Genomic DNA, 16,191 nt, shown 5'->3' with positions numbered 1-16,191 from the left:
ACTTGTTACTTTATAACTTTTAACTGCGAAGCACTACCCTCTCCAATTTTCCGGCTCCATTCTCCAAGAGTTCAGTGAATCTAATTCATCACTTTTGATCACATTGGAGGACACTGCAATATCCAATAATGAATGGTAATCAGACAGCGTAAAGTGTGAAACATTCGCCTGCATCAAATTTCTATCTGCATGTGGGAATCCATAGGTAAAAATGGCTCCAAGCCCTAGCACCTTCATACCTGCTTCTCGAAGTGCTTCTATTGCTTTAATAGAACTTCCGCCTGTAGAAATCAAGTCCTCCACAACAAAAACATTTTTCCCTTCTTGCACCTGCCCTTCTATACGATTCGTTCGGCCATGAGACTTCGCTTTGTCCCTCACATAGATAAAAGGCAAGCCCATCTCTTCTGCAATCAAAGCTCCCTGAGGAATACCTGCAGTGGCCACACCTGCGATCACTTCTGTTTTTGGATACCTTGCCTTGATTTCTTTGACGAACGCATTTTTGATCACTGTCCTTAAAGTAGGATAGGATAATGTCATTCTGTTGTCACAATAGATTGGAGACTTCCATCCTGACGCCCAGGTAAAGGGGTCCTTTGGCTGAAGTTTAATAGCCTTTATTTCCAATAACTCGGTGGCGATTTGAGCGCTCAGCGGAAGATTTGATTCATTGTTCGTCATGTGGCGAAATTAGTAATATTTTAAATCAAGATTTCGTTGAAAGAATGAATTATAAAGAATGAAGAAAAATTAATCCATGAAATTGTGAATCTCACTATTTTTTCTCCATGTTCGCCAAGTACTTTTATGTAGATGAAGATATACATTAACGATATACCTGTTAGGATTCGAGACCGCGAAAGAGAGTCCAATAAAAAATTTGACGCCATAGTAGATAGTGATGTAGATGATATCCAAGCCATCAAACTCAAGGGCAAGGTACTCATCAAAGAAAAGTCGCATGAGGCTATTAACCGTCTGCTTCAAATCATGACGGATAAGAAGTACAGCAAAATCAAACAAATTGAGATTAGAGTAAAAAACAAAACAAAGGCTCAACAGTATCTCAAGTCCAAGTTTAATATAGTAGAAGCCGCGGGAGGTGTCGTTGAAAAAGAGGGTAAAACACTGATGATCCTAAGAAATGATCTTTGGGACATTCCTAAGGGAAAACTAGAAAAGGGTGAGAAAAGGCCTGAGGGAGCGGCACGAGAAGTAGAAGAAGAAACGGGTGTCAAAGTACAATTGGAAGAGAAAATCTGTTCGACCTGGCACACATATACCAGAAACAAGAAATACGTACTTAAAAAGACCACGTGGTACAGAATGACCTGCCTGGATGATAGTCAGCTAAAACCTCAAAAAGAAGAAAATATACAGAAGGCTGTATGGATGACTGAAACGGAGGTGGATGTTGCCATGCTCCATTCCTTCAAAACTATTGAAAGAGTGGTTCAAAAATACCGTAAACTACTGAAGAAAATTACCAGCTAAAGTTCGTAAGGGATAAATGGGCTGATATCCCCATCATATTTATGCACCTCTCTAATAATCGTAGAGCTGATATGTGCATATTCTGGTGATGTGATTAAGAATACAGTTTCTAATTGACTATTCAGGTATCTATTTACCTGAGAGATACTATTTTCGTATTCAAAATCTGTCGTGTTTCTCAATCCTCTAATTAGAAAAGAAGCGTCGGTCTTTTTAGCCAAATCTGCCGTGAGTTCATTATAAACCATCACAGATACATTTTCATTTGACTTGAAAGCAGACTTTACTCTTTCCACCATATACTCCACCTCAAAGTAACGAGACTTGGCACTATTGTAACCAATGGCTACAACCACCTCATCGAATAACTTGAGTGCACGACGGACTATATCTTCATGCCCTTTGGTGAATGGGTCAAAAGAACCCGGAAAAAGAGCAATTTTTTTATCCGACATGGCTACAATTTTAGTCGCAAAGGTAGACGCTCAGCAAGTCAAAATATTGGTGATCTGCTAGTTCGTCAAAGTGATAATTAAATTTGAGATTGGCCGGACGCTTTCCAAAGGAAATATTTCCTATGTACTTCGAAAACAACTTGTAGTGATCAGAGCTTTGAGTAATATTTCCCCACAGTATAACCTTCTGCGTTCTCTGATTTAGGTTAAATTCCTTAAACACCAACATCACATATTTTACATAGTCCTTGGCTTCCTTAATGGAAAACTGATTGTAGTAATGCAGCTTATGATTTTCAGATACAAAAACATGCATAATACCTCTATCCAGAATACAATACACGATTTTTGATTCTGCCTCGGTATTATACTTCAGTATACCTTCAATCAATGCACTGCCCTGATGAGTCACTTCAATTTCCTTATTCGGATATAAAGAATTAATCCAACTAACTAATCGTTTGTCAGCTGCAAAGGCATTTACCACATTTGAAGAGGTGTGCCTATAAGTATATTCGCTTTCTACTGAATCATTGATTGTACAATTCAGCATGAGGTAATCCCGCACAGAGTCCTCCACAAAATGTGTAGCAGGAACCAAAGAAAACTTATGACTTTTGAGAGATAATTTAATAGAATTCCAAAAGCCTGCCATAAGCAGGTGATGATTTTCAAATAGTTTAGCCAGCACTTGTAATCTTGCATTGATCGTCTTTACATCTTGAAGAATATAATCCTCAAGAATCAGACAGGTATCAGTGCGGGTATCAGTGATGCTCATCTGAAAATCACGAATCCCTATTTGCATCGAAAGACAGTAATGATGTAGTTCGTCTACATCAAAATTACTGTCTTTGATTCTTTTTACTAGCTTGTATGTTGCGCTATGTATAGCTTCCAAATCTTATGTTATTCCCAGTTTCCAGCAGTAGTGATACTTGTTCTAGATCCAAATCTCAAAGGTTTTTTGGTTCTAGCTTCATTGTCCTCTTTTCTTTTAGGGTCAACAGGTTTGGGGTTCCAAACTTCCACTACATCCACTTTCACATTGCTCTTCTCGATTTTATCCGCCCACATATTAAATTCAACCTGCTCTTCTTCATAACCTGGAACATATGAGAAAGTAGACAAATCAAATCTTGGATATTTTGCCGCAGAAAATAATGAATCCTTAACTGCTACGGTTCCTAAAGTATCAACTTCAATATAAACACTATCCGCACCATAGTCTAGTGTGATAATGTGTTCGATTTTAGAAGTAAGAAAGAATTGACCTGAATCAACAAAATTTTTCAATTTACCCCAGTCACTTGTGTATTGACCATTTACAGCCTGATAACCAATCTGTGCATCTCTAATCATGATCAATTTATCAATGATCTGCCCTTCCATTCTTTCAATTCTGTCAGCCTCATCAATAGATGTAAAAATACTATTTCCTAAAAAGCCCGCCAACAAAAGCGAAAGGACTAAAAAGCTTATTGATATTATCTTTGTCTTCTCCATGCTTGAATTTCGATTTTTTGCAAGTATAAATATTTTTTAGAGTAATTCTGCCTTAAGCAAATGCTATTTTAAGGATTATTTCTAATATTAAAAAATCCCTTTTTCTTAAATAGATCATCAATGGATTCTAAGTTCTTAAACAGGCGATGGACACAATTTTCAGACAATTTATTTATCTCCAAAATGCTCATCCAACGAGCCTCTTTTAAAATAGAATTCTCACCCAACTCCGGATCAGAACCTAATTGTAATTTACCACCGATTTGCTCCACCACAAAGAATAGCTCAATGGCATGCATTTCTTTAGATATAAATTCAGTGGCACCAAGAAAGTCACAAATTTTTATAGAAAGATTTACTTCCTCTTCAAATTCTCTGATTAGGGCCTCCTTCGCAGACTCATTGAATGCTATACCGCCACCTGGAGGCAACCAAAGTTCATCTTCGTCATTAAGTCCTGTATGATTCAAAAGCAAAACCTTTTCCTCCTGAATCAAGACACCCATGACTCGGACTCTGACTTGATTCCCAAAAATAGTTTTGATTTCTTCTGATCGCATTCTTTGAGCTCGCTATACTTGCGCTAAAATAAACAATATCATTTGCCACTACCTTCTGAGATATTAAGAAACAAATTTGAACATCAGCCAACAGCTAGTCAAACAAAGGCTTTTTTGGCAATTGATCAGTTTGTCGCAGCCAAGACAGCCAAACCGACCATGATTCTCAAAGGCTACGCCGGTACCGGAAAGACTTCGATCGTGGCAACGTTAGTTAAAGTACTACCGCTCTTCAACTACAAGTTTGTTTTGCTAGCCCCAACAGGAAGAGCAGCCAAAGTCATAAGCCAATACGCCAAACGAACAGCATTTACAATTCACAAAAGAATTTATAAAGCGAAATCGAGTCAAGAAGATAGTGGGCCTGTTTTTAGCCAAACCAAAAACTACCAGTCTAACACCATCTTTATTGTTGACGAAGCCTCTATGATCAGCTCAGAAGCAGATTACAAAAACAAAAGTTTGCTTCATGACCTCGTTAAGTATGTCTTTGAAAAAGAGGGCAATAAGCTTTTGCTTGTAGGTGATACCGCTCAGCTCCCACCTGTCCATCAGGAGAAAAGTCTGGCTTTGGATAGAGAGCATTTGTCAGACGTATTTCATTTGGATACAACCGAGAGTGTACTAACCGAAATAACTCGACAAGCTGAAAACAGCGGCATTTTACTCAATGCTACCAGCCTAAGAAATTGCCTTTTCCAAAAAGAGAAACAAGTTTATTTCAACACCAAATCTCACAAAGATATCTACAGGATGACAGGTGAAAGATTGGAAGATGGTTTAAGGTATGCCCACGACAAATATGGTCTAGAGAATACGCTGATCATTTGTAGATCGAATAAGAATGCGGTGATGTATAACCATTACATCAGAAACACACTCTTCTACAAAGAAGATGAACTTGATGCGGGCGATTTGCTCATGATCTCTCGAAACAACTACAATTTCGCAACAGATCAGGTCCCATCAGGCTTTCTCGCCAATGGTGACTTCATGGAGATACTCAAAATTAAGAAATTTGAGGAATTGCATGGCTTACGATTCGCAGATGTAGAAATCCGGCTTACTGACTATCCCGATGCGGAACCATTCGAGGCCAAAATCATTTTGGATGGCCTACACAGTTACACTCCTGCTCTAACCCAAGAACAAAACCAGGCACTGTATAAAAGTGTGTTGATTGACTACGTCGACCTACCACGAAAAAAACAAAAGGAAGCTATGAAAGAAGATAAATACCTCAATGCGCTTCAAGTAAAGTATGCTTATGCCCTAACCTGCCACAAAAGTCAGGGTGGGCAATGGGATGCCGTTTTTGTGGATCAGGGATATTTGGGTGAAGCAGAAATCGACAACGACTTTATCCGATGGACGTATACCGCCATCACCAGAGCAAAAAATGAACTTTTTCTAGTTAATTTTGACACCAAATTCTTCTAGAATTACGTTAAGTAGCAAACAACTAAAAAACTAGCAATGAAATATATATTAAGTATAGCAGTTATTTTTTGCCTTGGCTTCTCGGCCAGTGCACAAGATGCAGAATTATTAACACCTACTCCTCCTGGACCATTCATCAAATTTTCTGAAGAGTCTCACGATTTTGGAGATATCGAACAAGGCGAAAAAGTAGAATACACTTTCGAGTTTACAAACACAGGAGACGCCCCAGTGGTAATTTCCAATGTATTGACTACTTGTGGATGTACAGCTTCGAGCTGGCCAAGGGAACCAGTTCTCCCAGGTACTTCGAGCAAAATTGAGGTAAGTTTTAATAGTGCTGGGAAAATCGGTCACCAAAACAAAGTCATTACAATCATGAGTAATGCCACGAACAACCCTGAAAGGGTAAAGATTGTTACCAATATTTTACCAAAAACGGATAGCTGATTGGCGAATCATAAAATCAATTAAAATAGCTCAAGGTTTAAATCCTGAGCTATTTTTTTATACATGCTGATCTATCAGAATCATATTACCATCAGGATCCACTACCATCATACTGGCTGGCCCTTGACTCGATTCGTCCGCCTCCTGAATCAAAGCGATCTCTTCTTGTTTTATTTTCTTTTGAATGTCCCTGACATCATCGAATGAATCTAAAGTATTGGCCTCCTGATCCCAACCTGGATTGAATGTTAATAAATTGCCTTCGAACATGCCCTGAAACAAACCAACCAAGGTTTGTTCATTTTTCATAATCAGGTAATTCTGTTCCAGACTTCCCGCAAATACGACAAAGCCAAGTTTTTCATAAAATGTTTTTGATATAGTCAGATCCTTAACACTGAGGCTGACTGAGAATGCTCCTAGTTTCATGGGTGTCAAATTTTAAGTTTTAAACTATTTCGATTTAAGGGCGAATGATGAGATGAGTGTCATAACTAATCCTATCGGAAATACAGTGCCAAACATCAACAATCCACCAAAGGCCGGGCTAAGCCATAGATGTTTTCCTTCATTGATGTAGGCTAACTCTGCCTCCACTTCTTCTGGTGTCAATGCTGCATTGTTTTTTACCAAATCAATAGAATGGTCCAAATAGGTTTGTAGAAAATCCGGCATTAACCAGGCGTACAATAGAAAAGAGAAGACACCAAATACAAGTGCTGCAACAAAATTCACAAAAGTACCAAAGATGAAAGCTTGTTTGAATGACAGCTCTCCTTCCAGCTCTGATTTGTATTGTTTGATTCCAAAATAAATGGCTGTGAGAGACAGAATCATAGAGGCATAACCATACACCTCACCAGCGCCAAGCTCCATGTCTTCCCCATAAATCCAGAAAGGAAGCATGACGCCAAGCATCATTACCACAGCTCCAATCAAGCCATATTTAATTGCAGTATTTTTCATTTTCTCAGTAATTGATTATGCATCAAATGTATGGGAAGCGAAGAAAAATTGACTCACCCGAAAGTATGAAATAGAAGCTATTCGACTATCCTCAGCTCTTTTGCCTTTGCTAAAGCTTGAGTTCTGCGCTTGGCATGAAGTTTTAGATACAAATTACTGATGTGCGTTTTGACAGTATTGAGGGAGACAAATAATTTGTCGGCAATCTCCTGATTAGACAAACCATTATTCAGTTCTACCAACACATCCAACTCACGATCGCTCAGGTTGATTTTCTTCCCATTTTCAATGGAAACCTTAGATGTGATTGGCTGTTTTTTCGATCCGCTCAATTTGATTCCAGCCCATATCCCCAAAATCATAAAGAGCAATCCCACACCAGCAGCATAAAATTCAAATGATAATACTCGGATGAGATGAAAATAATCCAGCGCATTCAAAAGTGTAAGTAAGAGGCCCACACTCAGCCCGATGAATACAGCTGATCTTTTCAATGCTAAAGTGATATAATAGTATAAATACCAGAGACACCCCCAACTATGCTACCTTCATCCATGGCATTTACATTCAGTTGAATTTTCTTATCCAGGGCCAGCTCTTCACTTGAGCTTTCGCCAAATACTTGCCACTCGCCTTGATGTTGTTTCAAAAACACAACCTTGTGTCCCAAGGATTCATCATCTCCATCAACCATTTGCCCTATATCAACCCTTACTCCGAAGGGCACTCCATTCCCCAGTGGAATATTAATAACCTTGCCATTATTGGCTTTGAAAATGAATTGTTGTACTGGATTAAAAACAATACTATCATCATTCATCAAGACAGCACTCAATTCTAAATTCACCTCATATTGACTTTGATTGTTTCCTCTCTGTTTGCAGGCAAACAATACAAGAAAAAGTAGGGACAGTAGTTTAAGTTGGTTCATAGTTTCACTTTTTATTCATTAAATCCAGTTCGGTTATACTTGATAGTAGACCCTCCATCAAGGATTGAGAATTGGTTACTATTAGGGAAATTGAGTAAATAATCCTTTGCGTTAGCTTCCAACCGGATTACGTTATCGAAGTGCAAATTCAGTTCGAAATGACTACTTCCTGCCGTATTGACCATCCAATAGATAAAATGATGGTTAGACTCATCGTAGCTAATTACGCTCTTTTTATAGAGTTTGTCCGCTCTGAAAAATTTCAATTCAAGAGAATGCGGAAATAACTCTACCACTTCACATTTGGTTCCATCAGACCCCTCAAAGCTCCCAGGAATCAATTCAAAAATACTATTGGTGTTTTCCAAAGAGTCAGTAGCTGGATACACTCTGGAGGCTAATTCAATAACCGTTTGAAAATGTTTTTTACAATCTTCTGCTTTTTTATTCAAATCATCGTCTGACTGAGGAAAAGGGAACTGCAGAAAGAATTCTTTAAATGAAGGAGATCCATTGTATAGTTTTTGTATTCGCTGTTCTTTACCAATAGCGTCTATATGGACCACTTTTCCTTTTACTACTCTGCCCTTATTCGATCTGATTTCTTCTATACGAATTGAGTTCAAGTCCAATTCCCTGATGTTGACTATTCTATCAAAGTAAACTCCCTTATCGACCCGGTTAGGTGTATCCGAGCTAGAATTTTTTACATTGATGGATTGTTTCTCTACGTTGTATAAAAAATTGTTGTGCCACCATTTCCCAGTAGAGCTATTTTGATAAACGTAGGCTAGGTTCGATTCTAGCCAGGTCATAGACTCGTTGAATTTTATCTCATCTTCCTCAGGAGTTTGGGCCAGTGAAGCTTGAGAAATTATGAAAAAAAAAGACAGTAGGCAGGTAAGTATTCTTGTGAGGTGGTTATCCATAGCCTGGGATAATTATTTTTTTCTGATCAATAAATACGCCCAAATATAGGCAAGGATAAATAGCCTAACCAATTGGATATAAAAAAACCGAAGCGAGTGACTTCGGTTTCCAGTAATCTCTATAAGAGGAGCTTATTTGCCATCGCTGACAATAGCGCCATCTTCTAATCTAATGATTCGAGAACCATATTCAGCGCATTTTTCTGAGTGAGTTACCTGAATGATAGTCATACCCTCCTCTTCATTCAATTTTTTGAATAGCTTCATTATTTCTTCTCCCTGCTCCGAGTGAAGGTTTCCTGTTGGCTCATCAGCCAGAAGAAGTTTAGGTCCACCGATCAATGCACGAGCCACACCAACAAGCTGCTGCTGTCCTCCAGACAGCTGCTCAGGAAATAAATCACGCTTAGCCACCATCTGAAATCTATCAAGCATTTCGGCCACCATACTGGCTCTTTCTTTGCCCTTCACCCCTCTGTAAAGAAGCGGTGTTTCAATGTTTTCATAAACATTCAATTCATCGATCAGGTGATAGGCCTGAAACACGAAACCAATATATTCTTTATGAAGTTTGGAAGTTTTTCGTTCACTGAATTTGTGAACCGGCTCATCGAGAAAATAGTATTCACCAGCAGATGGTTTGTCCAGCATCCCTATGATATTTAGGAGTGTGGATTTACCAGAACCTGAAGGCCCCATGATACTTACGAATTCACCTGCCTTCACCTCCAGATCTATTCCTTTCAGAATAAATAAGCGCTGAAACTTAGAATCGACAAACTTGTCTATGTCTTTTAGTTTGATCATTTGATTTTATTTTGAAGTTGTTTTTGACTCTTTCTCAAATATAGAAATTAATGTCACAAACGGAAGTGATCAACTTCGGTTTTACAAACTAAATACCTCGTGTGTTGATAGATACTTTATCAGGAGTTGGATATTTCAAAAGCTTAGAAAAGTTCTCCTTCCAAAAATCCATGTCCAAGAGTTCACCTTTACTATTTTGAGTCAAGGTGATCACCACTCTAATACCATCTTCATCTTTATATTCCACCTGAACAATGTCACCAGCATAGTCCGAGGAGTCTCCAAGTGTGAAATTGATACTACCCATAACTCCTCCTTCGTAGTCATCTACATCAGAAGGAAAGGCGTATGCACTTGGATCTTTCTCAGCCAGAACCAGCAGATGTTTGGCCAACAAAATTTCTTCTTCCCTAATTTTTCTAATCTGACTCATTTCTCTTCAATAAAATCTAAAAGTTCCGCGATGCTTTTACCAGACCTTTCACCAAGGCTCCAAGTGAATACCCCTTCTTTTACGTGTACACTAATCGGGGTGCCATCCAGGCTCACTCCGTAGCCCTTTCGCTCCAAAGCCTTTTGTAGCCAATGTACTGGTTTGTCTTCTCCAGTTACCTGAAAAAACTGCCTCACTTCTTGCTTGAGTTTCACTTGTCCCGTCCGACTATCCAGGCGAAATTCTTCATGAAAAAACACTTTTTCTATTTCTCCTGACAAGCCGAGATCCTCAGGAGTACCAGTTATTATTGGAGCATTGAAATTCATTAACCACAAATCATCCGCGAACTGCATAGACAAGTCCAGTTCATGGGTGGAGATTAGAATAGACTTACCTGTTTCTTTTTTGATGGACTGAAGCAATTGAAACATCTCCACTCGATTCACCACATCTAAATGTGCTGTAGGTTCGTCCATTAAAATAATGTCTGTATCTTGAGCCAGCACTCTAGCTACCATGGCCTTTTGAAACTGCCCATCACTAATAGCTGACAGCTTAGCATTTTCTATATAATTAATCCTGCATCTCGAAATGGCCTCCTCAATCTTTTCAGTGTCTTCCTCGGATTCTTGACCAATCCAATTCGTGTATGGATACCTTCCAAGAGCCACCAATTCACGCACAGTCATATTCGACATGCCGATTTTCTCCGTAGTAATAATGCCTAATTTGGTTGCGAGATCTCTTCTGTCTAACTGTCCTATTTCCTGATTATCGATTTCTATCTTTCCAGCAAGTGGATCTTGTAAATTGGATAGTGTTCTCAACAAAGTGGATTTCCCTACTCCATTTTGCCCAAGCAAACACACCAAGCGCCCCCCACCTAGACTTAAATTGATATCTCTGGCGATTTCTTTTGTCGCGTACCCTACGCTCAATCCTATGATTTGTAAGGAGGTCATCAGAAGCTATTGGATATGTTACCTCGTTTTACAATTAACCAAATCACTAATGGGCCTCCAAGTATAGACGTAATGGCATTAAGCGGAAGCGAATGAGACAAGCCCGGCATTCGCGAAATCACATCACACAGCATCAATATGATTGCTCCAAGAAAACCCACAAAAGGAATTAATAACCGATGATCAGAAGTATCCAAAATCATACGTGCAATATGCGGAGTCGCCAGACCGATAAACGCAATAGGACCACAATAGGCCGTAACAGTACCGGACAATAATGCCGTCACACTAATCACAGCATATTTTGCTAAGGTCATATTGAGACCAGCATTTTTGGCATATTGATTTCCTAATAGGAAAATATTGAGCGGCTTAATCAAGAAAATAGAACCTAGCCAGCCCATAGCAATCAAAGGAAACAACACTTGCAATTCACTCAAGGTCACACTTCCTAAATCACCAAATGTCCATATCAGATAAGATTGTACATCCTCCGGGTTACTGAAAAACTGAAGAATACTCACTATCGCGCTTGTAGCACTACTAAACATCAATCCAATAATTAGTAAGGAGGTATTATCTCTCACCTTCGTAGAGAAAAAGAGTACAACAGCAAATACCAGAAATGAGCCGATAATAGCTCCAACTGCCATAGAAAGCCCAGACATAAATTGAATCCCAAAAATCAGCCACAAAGATTCCCCAAACACCACCAAAGCAACGCCTAAACTCGCCCCAGCACTGATTCCCAATACATAAGGGCCTGCCAGAGGGTTTCTGAAAAAAGTCTGCATATACAAACCACTCAACCCTAACCCACTGCCAGCCAGCACACCAGTTACTGCTCGAGGCAGCCTATAGTTGACTACAATGCGCTCCCAGGCAGGATGTGCTACAGGCTCACCTATCAGGATGTTCCAAAGGCCCTCAAGGGGTATCAGTACAGAGCCAAATATCACATCCAACAGAAAGGCTGCAACGAATGCAAGAATCAGTATGACTAATGGTTTATTCAATGAATTGGAATGGTTTTGAACGAATTTAATAGAAATGCAAAGGCTATTCTAATTTCATATAATAATAGAGCTCATAATCAGGCAGGAGTTCTGGGTGCAAGATTTTAATATGGTCAGCCAACAATTTTTCAGGGTTCACATTACCTGATTCAAAGTAGTCATTGGCTCCCTCCTCATTCACCCTGGCCATGTAGGAATATACATTTCCATTCTTAAATGCCTCAAATTCTGCGTAGCGCTCGTCTGCTTGTCGCAACTGATCCAACGAAGAATAACTAGCCACTCCAATCCAGTAGTCTGCATTATAGCCGCGCTCAAATACAGATTCAAAATCCATACTCAACCAACCAGAACTTTGATCCTCTTTCCACAAATAATCCCCGCCAGCCGTTGCTATGATGTTGGCCCCATAATTTTCACCTGCCGGCATAAACCATGTACCACCATATAGAGTACCTGTGATCACGGAGGGTTGTTCCTTGCCACTAACTAGTTGTGTAAGTGAATCATAAATGGCCACCTTTCGATCAAATACTTGATTGGCTCTTTCTTCAGTTCCTGTTAGGTGACCCAAAAATTTAATCCACTCAAATCGACCTAACAATGAAGTCTCCATATAGCCTGCATTCATCACGACATTCATGCCGAGTTCCTTTAGTTTTTCGAGCTGTCGATTTTCTGTTCCGGAGCTGAAGGCAAGCACAATATCCGGATTCAAATCCAAAATACTTTCTATGTCCAAGCTTCCATCAGAGCCTACTTCTTTTACGATTCCTTTTTCTACGCGATCCAATATCTCCGAAGAGTAGATAAATTGAGTTTGTGCAAAACCTGTGAGGCGATTGGTCACTTCTAACTCATCCATGAGCGCGAGTTGTGTGGTCAGGTTGGAAACAATAGTTTGTACGGGAGTCTTGATCTTAACCAAGGAAGCATCATTCTGGTACTTTTCAGGAATGCTGTCAGTGTACAACAAATATTGAAGCGGTTCTTTACTGCCCTGCCAAGGTTTGTCAATCGTAATCAACCGAATGCCGTCCTGGTATTGAACATCGAATCTTTTAGCATATTGAATACCCGAAGTTGTCTGATCTTCGGACGTTATCTCATGTTTCTGTTCTGTCGAACAGGAAATAGTAAAGGCCAGGCATAAAAAAAAGGATAGGTGTTTATTCATCGCGCAAATAAACACCTATCCTTTCAGAAAAGTAAAATTCTAGGCTTACAATCTGATCAAGGAAGCCCCAGCTTCCATCGTAGCGTATTCCTTAATCGTTTCATACGCTTCACCAGGTAAATGATCAATAGCTTTTCCTGTGTTTGGGATTTTATGTCCGTTTTCTGCGTTCCACCATTCACCAGCGAGTGATTTAGTTTCTTCATGATCTACATCAAAATGCTTGATGCATGTATCACATGTCATCCAAGTCTGATCCTTTTCTGCAGTTTTTTCGAAAATGATACCTCTCATTTTCGTCGCGTTTTCGTCTTTATCCTTGAAATGCTGTGTAGTATAAGACATTGTCTCAGGCTCCACCATTTTATGATCCCAATAGGTCTTACTTGTCACTACTTGAGAAGTAGTTAGCGCATACCCTTCATTTCTTTCCATATGTGACTTACACACGCTACATTGCGTAGCCTTCTTCCCTTTTTTTTCTTTTTTAAACAGCCCTAATAGTCCCATGATTGTTGAGTTTTGATCTTTGGTTTTTGATTATATCTCTTCTTTAGACGTGAAACATTCCTTTCGGTTTCACATGTATAAGATGATAGTCGTGTTCATTTAGTTGCACAAAAGACAAAAATATTACGAAATAGTTTCTTTTGGTTTATTTAAATCTCCCTCTAAATTACGAGAACAGCAACTTTCATACACTCAATTCCCCACTAACAACCGCTTATTCCAAACAAATAGCTGATATCACAGACGCATGCCAATTATTCAATAATATTTCTCATCCTCAATTATTTCTCTAGCTTTGCGGCAATTATTGGTTTTCGAAGGAAAGTCCTGAGAAATTAAAAGGGAATTCGGTGCTGTGCGATGCACAAACTCCGAAGCTGTTCCCGCAACTGTAATTCGAAGATGCCCTAGTGACATCATTTTTGATCTACCACAGCCACTGTACTGATCCTGATAACTATCAGGAGTATGGGAAGGCCGATCAGAAAATTTCGAAAAGCCAGGAGACCTGCCAGTAGTTCAATTATTTATCTGAGCTTTCGGGAGAAAAGTGAAGTGAACTGCGGTATTCAACATGCCACTATTCCCTTTTTCAAACAAAGGCTCATAGTTTTTTAACCTTATAAAAATTACTATGAGAATTTTAAAAATTAATCTCAAACACCTTTTAGCCATTGGGCTATTTCTTCAAGCAGGATTATCCATTGCCCAAGAGCAGGAAGATCTTTCTACCTACACCATGGATGAATTTGTGGTAACAGGAACAAAATTCGAATTGCCCATAGAGAAATCAGGCAAAACCATCTACAAACTGACAGCCAAGGACATTGAACAAAATGCAGGCAAATCAGTCCCAGATCTGCTCAATGAAGTACCGGGCATTCAAATGGATGGAAACTTTGGTGCTCCAGGCACCAATATCAGCTACTATGTACGAGGGAGTAGAAACAAAAACACATTGATCTTGATAGACGGCGTGCCACTCAATGACCCATCTGGTATCGATGCATCATTCGACCTTCGATTTCTCCCGGTGAGCCAGATCGAATCTATAGAAGTACTCAAAGGCGGATTGAGCACACTCTATGGTACGGGTGCTTCGGCTGCAGTCATTAGTATCAAACTCAAAGAGGCCAGCCAAGAAGGTGTGCATGGTCAGGTCGACTATAGTTATGGTTCATTTGACACCCATCAGGTATCTGCTAATATAAATGGCAAGCAAGACAAGCTTAGCTACATGGTGAGCGGAAGCTTTATGGAGTCTGAAGGCTTTTCTGCGGCATCGGATGAAAACTCGTCCACAGACTTCCAGGATGATGGAATGTCTCAAAAAAATGTAAATGTGAAGTTAGGCCTAGAAGCCACGGAACAATTGAATATAGGAATAAACGCTGGATATGATGAGTTTTCAGCTGATTATGATGGCGGCGCCTACTTAGACGCTGACAATCAGAACAACGGAGAACAATTCAGAATTGGATTGGCACCGAGCTACAATTATGGAGCTGGTCAAGTGAAGCTCAATGTATTGTTGAATACCGGAACGCGAGAATTCGAAAGCGCTTATTCGTCAAAATACAAGTCTAAAAACCTTCAAACAGAGTTCACACACGAACACCAATGGAATGACAATTTCAAAACTTTAATAGGTGTAAACGCACAAAAGCTTTCTGCTAAAGAAGTACTTGCTGATCCTAATGCTGAATATGATGATTTTACGATTGTTGATCCTTTTGCCTCTGTGTTTTTTGATCACAGTTCTGGATTGAATGTTCATGCTGGTGTAAGACTTAACACGCACAGCGTGTATGACAATGAGTTCATCTACAACTTAAACCCTTCATTTCTGCTCCCAGTGAATGGAGACCTTTCAGTCAAATTTTTGGCTTCAATTTCTACCTCATACGTTACGCCAAGTCTTTATCAGCTGTATTCTTTTTATGGAAATGAAAACTTGTCTCCAGAACGATCTACCAATTACGAAGGAGGTATATCTTTTTACTTAGGAGAAAAATTGACTTTGAACGCTGTTTATTTCAGAAGAGACGAAACTGACCCGATAATATTCAGTGGTGCGCTTGACAATGATGATAATTGGGTAAGTTTTTTTGACAACGGAACAGATGAACAAGTTGTTAAAGGACTTGAACTTGATGCCAACTGGGCAATTTCAAATCTTATTAGCTTAAACGCTAATTACAGCTATGTAACCACAGACGAAGAAACCAACTTCTATAGAATACCGGCTTATAAATTTGGTGTTGGCCTGGTTATTTCTCCGGTTGAAAGTGTTGACTTTTCTGTTAAATACAATTTGACAGGTGATAGAACCGTGGCGTATTGGGATTCTGCCACATTCTCCTCTGTAGAAACTGAATTGGATTCTTTCGGTCTTGTTGATCTTTTTGCTAATTACAAACTGGTTAACAAAAACCTATCAATCTATGGAGGAATCAACAATGCCTTGGATACTGATTTCGTGGGTATTTATGGCTATACCACTCGAGGCAGAACCATGACCATAGGTTTGAATTATAAATTCTAAATAA

20 protein-coding genes and 1 riboswitch are annotated in these 16,191 nt (G+C 39.4%); of the genes, 4 read left to right on the top strand and 16 right to left on the bottom strand.

What is annotated here, in order from left to right:
• Window positions 1-33: 33 nt before the first annotated feature.
• Entirely contained in the window at window positions 34-684 is a 651-nt protein-coding gene (gene pyrE / locus ACO6S2_RS10270) for an orotate phosphoribosyltransferase (protein WP_422362411.1), read from the bottom strand.
• 132 nt (window positions 685-816) lie between these two features.
• Here pyrE and ACO6S2_RS10265 point away from each other — a divergent pair, with 132 nt between their 5' ends.
• Complete coding sequence (locus ACO6S2_RS10265; protein WP_422362410.1) at window positions 817-1,497, top strand: NUDIX hydrolase; 681 nt, start codon at window positions 817-819, stop codon at window positions 1,495-1,497.
• On the opposite strand, the gene coaD is transcribed toward ACO6S2_RS10265, so the two are convergent.
• The 4 genes from coaD to ACO6S2_RS10245 form a co-directional block, all read right to left on the bottom strand.
• Window positions 1,494-1,952, bottom strand: a complete 459-nt coding sequence (coaD, locus tag ACO6S2_RS10260) for a pantetheine-phosphate adenylyltransferase (RefSeq protein ID WP_422362409.1) — start codon at window positions 1,950-1,952, stop codon at window positions 1,494-1,496. The genes ACO6S2_RS10265 and coaD overlap by 4 nt on opposite strands.
• A 10-nt stretch (window positions 1,953-1,962) precedes the next feature.
• Window positions 1,963-2,853 (bottom strand): DUF3822 family protein, encoded by an 891-nt coding sequence (locus ACO6S2_RS10255; RefSeq protein WP_422362408.1) that lies wholly within the window; start codon window positions 2,851-2,853, stop codon window positions 1,963-1,965.
• Window positions 2,854-2,861: 8 nt separating this feature from the next.
• The gene (locus ACO6S2_RS10250; RefSeq protein WP_422362407.1) at window positions 2,862-3,458 is read right to left on the bottom strand and encodes a hypothetical protein; all 597 of its coding nucleotides are present in this window, start codon (window positions 3,456-3,458) and stop codon (window positions 2,862-2,864) included.
• 68 nt (window positions 3,459-3,526) lie between these two features.
• Window positions 3,527-4,018 carry an NUDIX domain-containing protein gene (locus ACO6S2_RS10245; protein WP_422362406.1) on the bottom strand — a complete coding sequence of 164 codons (492 nt, stop codon included), beginning with the start codon at window positions 4,016-4,018 and terminating at the stop codon, window positions 3,527-3,529.
• A gap of 42 nt (window positions 4,019-4,060) precedes the next feature.
• On the opposite strand from ACO6S2_RS10245, the gene ACO6S2_RS10240 reads away from it, so the two are divergent.
• Both ACO6S2_RS10240 and ACO6S2_RS10235 read left to right on the top strand, forming a co-directional pair.
• On the top strand, window positions 4,061-5,458 hold the full coding sequence (locus tag ACO6S2_RS10240; protein ID WP_422362405.1) for an ATP-dependent DNA helicase: 1,398 nt from the start codon (window positions 4,061-4,063) through the stop codon (window positions 5,456-5,458).
• A gap of 36 nt (window positions 5,459-5,494) precedes the next feature.
• Complete coding sequence (locus ACO6S2_RS10235; protein WP_422362404.1) at window positions 5,495-5,908, top strand: DUF1573 domain-containing protein; 414 nt, start codon at window positions 5,495-5,497, stop codon at window positions 5,906-5,908.
• A 57-nt stretch (window positions 5,909-5,965) separates the two neighbouring features.
• On the opposite strand, the gene ACO6S2_RS10230 is transcribed toward ACO6S2_RS10235, so the two are convergent.
• From ACO6S2_RS10230 to ACO6S2_RS10180, 11 genes are all read right to left on the bottom strand, one after another.
• Window positions 5,966-6,337 (bottom strand): VOC family protein, encoded by a 372-nt coding sequence (locus ACO6S2_RS10230; RefSeq protein WP_422362403.1) that lies wholly within the window; start codon window positions 6,335-6,337, stop codon window positions 5,966-5,968.
• 24 nt (window positions 6,338-6,361) lie between these two features.
• Window positions 6,362-6,874, bottom strand: coding sequence for a DUF4199 domain-containing protein (locus tag ACO6S2_RS10225; protein WP_422362402.1), 513 nt, complete (start codon window positions 6,872-6,874; stop codon window positions 6,362-6,364).
• 77 nt (window positions 6,875-6,951) lie between these two features.
• Window positions 6,952-7,368: a response regulator transcription factor gene (locus ACO6S2_RS10220; RefSeq protein ID WP_422362401.1), complete on the bottom strand. Its 417-nt coding sequence runs from the start codon at window positions 7,366-7,368 to the stop codon at window positions 6,952-6,954.
• 2 nt (window positions 7,369-7,370) lie between these two features.
• Complete coding sequence (locus tag ACO6S2_RS10215) at window positions 7,371-7,805, bottom strand: hypothetical protein (protein ID WP_422362400.1); 435 nt, start codon at window positions 7,803-7,805, stop codon at window positions 7,371-7,373.
• Between the two features lie 11 nt (window positions 7,806-7,816).
• The gene (locus tag ACO6S2_RS10210) at window positions 7,817-8,734 is read right to left on the bottom strand and encodes a hypothetical protein (protein WP_422362399.1); all 918 of its coding nucleotides are present in this window, start codon (window positions 8,732-8,734) and stop codon (window positions 7,817-7,819) included.
• Window positions 8,735-8,866: 132 nt separating this feature from the next.
• Complete coding sequence (locus ACO6S2_RS10205; protein WP_422362398.1) at window positions 8,867-9,541, bottom strand: ABC transporter ATP-binding protein; 675 nt, start codon at window positions 9,539-9,541, stop codon at window positions 8,867-8,869.
• A gap of 88 nt (window positions 9,542-9,629) precedes the next feature.
• Complete coding sequence (locus tag ACO6S2_RS10200) at window positions 9,630-9,974, bottom strand: DUF6984 family protein (protein WP_422362397.1); 345 nt, start codon at window positions 9,972-9,974, stop codon at window positions 9,630-9,632.
• Complete coding sequence (locus ACO6S2_RS10195) at window positions 9,971-10,939, bottom strand: ABC transporter ATP-binding protein (RefSeq protein WP_422362396.1); 969 nt, start codon at window positions 10,937-10,939, stop codon at window positions 9,971-9,973. Before ACO6S2_RS10195 ends, ACO6S2_RS10200 begins: the two co-directional genes overlap by 4 nt.
• Complete coding sequence (locus ACO6S2_RS10190) at window positions 10,939-11,955, bottom strand: iron chelate uptake ABC transporter family permease subunit (protein WP_422362395.1); 1,017 nt, start codon at window positions 11,953-11,955, stop codon at window positions 10,939-10,941. The genes ACO6S2_RS10195 and ACO6S2_RS10190 overlap by 1 nt, the downstream gene beginning before the upstream one ends.
• 43 nt (window positions 11,956-11,998) lie before the next feature.
• A complete protein-coding gene (locus tag ACO6S2_RS10185) occupies window positions 11,999-13,132 on the bottom strand; it encodes an ABC transporter substrate-binding protein (protein WP_422362394.1) in 1,134 nt (377 codons plus the stop codon).
• A 45-nt stretch (window positions 13,133-13,177) separates the two neighbouring features.
• Entirely contained in the window at window positions 13,178-13,642 is a 465-nt protein-coding gene (locus ACO6S2_RS10180; RefSeq protein WP_422362393.1) for a hypothetical protein, read from the bottom strand.
• A gap of 291 nt (window positions 13,643-13,933) precedes the next feature.
• Window positions 13,934-14,172, top strand: a riboswitch (cobalamin riboswitch).
• Between the two features lie 104 nt (window positions 14,173-14,276).
• Here ACO6S2_RS10180 and ACO6S2_RS10175 point away from each other — a divergent pair.
• Window positions 14,277-16,187 (top strand): TonB-dependent receptor plug domain-containing protein, encoded by a 1,911-nt coding sequence (locus ACO6S2_RS10175; RefSeq protein WP_422362392.1) that lies wholly within the window; start codon window positions 14,277-14,279, stop codon window positions 16,185-16,187.
• Window positions 16,188-16,191 lie beyond the last annotated feature (4 nt).

The sequence above is a fragment of the Reichenbachiella sp. genome, from assembly GCF_965233835.1.
Classification (GTDB): domain Bacteria; phylum Bacteroidota; class Bacteroidia; order Cytophagales; family Cyclobacteriaceae; genus Reichenbachiella.
This window is presented reverse-complemented; position numbering and strand designations above follow the sequence as displayed.

What these genes read in the sequence shown, in the direction of transcription:
- ACO6S2_RS10215 (WP_422362400.1), bottom strand. Translation starts at nt 7,805, where the DNA reads ATGAACCAACTTAAACTACTGTCCCTACTTTTTCTTGTATTGTTTGCC.
- ACO6S2_RS10225 (WP_422362402.1), bottom strand. Translation starts at nt 6,874, where the DNA reads ATGAAAAATACTGCAATTAAATATGGCTTGATTGGAGCTGTGGTAATG.
- ACO6S2_RS10235 (WP_422362404.1), top strand. Translation starts at nt 5,495, where the DNA reads ATGAAATATATATTAAGTATAGCAGTTATTTTTTGCCTTGGCTTCTCG.
- ACO6S2_RS10195 (WP_422362396.1), bottom strand. Translation starts at nt 10,939, where the DNA reads ATGACCTCCTTACAAATCATAGGATTGAGCGTAGGGTACGCGACAAAA.
- ACO6S2_RS10180 (WP_422362393.1), bottom strand. Translation starts at nt 13,642, where the DNA reads ATGGGACTATTAGGGCTGTTTAAAAAAGAAAAAAAAGGGAAGAAGGCT.
- ACO6S2_RS10265 (WP_422362410.1), top strand. Translation starts at nt 817, where the DNA reads ATGAAGATATACATTAACGATATACCTGTTAGGATTCGAGACCGCGAA.
- ACO6S2_RS10200 (WP_422362397.1), bottom strand. Translation starts at nt 9,974, where the DNA reads ATGAGTCAGATTAGAAAAATTAGGGAAGAAGAAATTTTGTTGGCCAAA.
- ACO6S2_RS10185 (WP_422362394.1), bottom strand. Translation starts at nt 13,132, where the DNA reads ATGAATAAACACCTATCCTTTTTTTTATGCCTGGCCTTTACTATTTCC.
- coaD (WP_422362409.1), bottom strand. Translation starts at nt 1,952, where the DNA reads ATGTCGGATAAAAAAATTGCTCTTTTTCCGGGTTCTTTTGACCCATTC.
- ACO6S2_RS10210 (WP_422362399.1), bottom strand. Translation starts at nt 8,734, where the DNA reads ATGGATAACCACCTCACAAGAATACTTACCTGCCTACTGTCTTTTTTT.
- ACO6S2_RS10205 (WP_422362398.1), bottom strand. Translation starts at nt 9,541, where the DNA reads ATGATCAAACTAAAAGACATAGACAAGTTTGTCGATTCTAAGTTTCAG.
- ACO6S2_RS10175 (WP_422362392.1), top strand. Translation starts at nt 14,277, where the DNA reads ATGAGAATTTTAAAAATTAATCTCAAACACCTTTTAGCCATTGGGCTA.
- ACO6S2_RS10250 (WP_422362407.1), bottom strand. Translation starts at nt 3,458, where the DNA reads ATGGAGAAGACAAAGATAATATCAATAAGCTTTTTAGTCCTTTCGCTT.
- ACO6S2_RS10230 (WP_422362403.1), bottom strand. Translation starts at nt 6,337, where the DNA reads ATGAAACTAGGAGCATTCTCAGTCAGCCTCAGTGTTAAGGATCTGACT.
- ACO6S2_RS10245 (WP_422362406.1), bottom strand. Translation starts at nt 4,018, where the DNA reads ATGCGATCAGAAGAAATCAAAACTATTTTTGGGAATCAAGTCAGAGTC.
- pyrE (WP_422362411.1), bottom strand. Translation starts at nt 684, where the DNA reads ATGACGAACAATGAATCAAATCTTCCGCTGAGCGCTCAAATCGCCACC.